The organism is Mesorhizobium sp. M3A.F.Ca.ET.175.01.1.1 (genome assembly GCF_004791945.1).
GTDB lineage: Bacteria > Pseudomonadota > Alphaproteobacteria > Rhizobiales > Rhizobiaceae > Mesorhizobium.
This window is the reverse complement of record NZ_SRTP01000176.1, coordinates 1-347: the sequence shown is the minus strand read 5'-3', so window position 1 is coordinate 347 and position 347 is coordinate 1. Positions and strand designations below refer to the sequence as shown.

Here is a 347-nt window from a genome sequence, read left to right as displayed (position 1 = left end):
ACACGACGCGATCACGCACCTTCTCCAGTTCCGCCGTCGTCGGCCGGATCGCTTCGACGGACTTCTCAACGGCACTGAGGCGGAAATTGATGCCGATCATCTCGCGTTCCGCGCGTTCCTGGGCTTCATACCCGCGCCGGCGCCCTTCCGAGGCCGCTTTCTGTTCGTCGGCTATCGCTGTCAGCATTCCCTCGATCGATTTCAGCCTCTCCTCGAGGCGCACAATCTGAACGTCCATGCTTTCTTCCGCCATTTCTGCCCCGTCACCCTTTCATGCACTGCTGCTATTTCACGAGCGCCCTGATCGTGGCGCCCTTGGCATGGTTGAGCCGTCGGCAGTCACCGAA

1 protein-coding gene is annotated in these 347 nt (G+C 60.8%); it reads right to left on the bottom strand.

The window, feature by feature from the left end; genetic code table 11:
* The coding region (locus tag EN818_RS31245; RefSeq protein ID WP_245521434.1) for a hypothetical protein at nt 1–238 on the bottom strand (238 nt) is incomplete at its 3' end.
* Nucleotides 239–347: the final 109 nt, after the last annotated feature.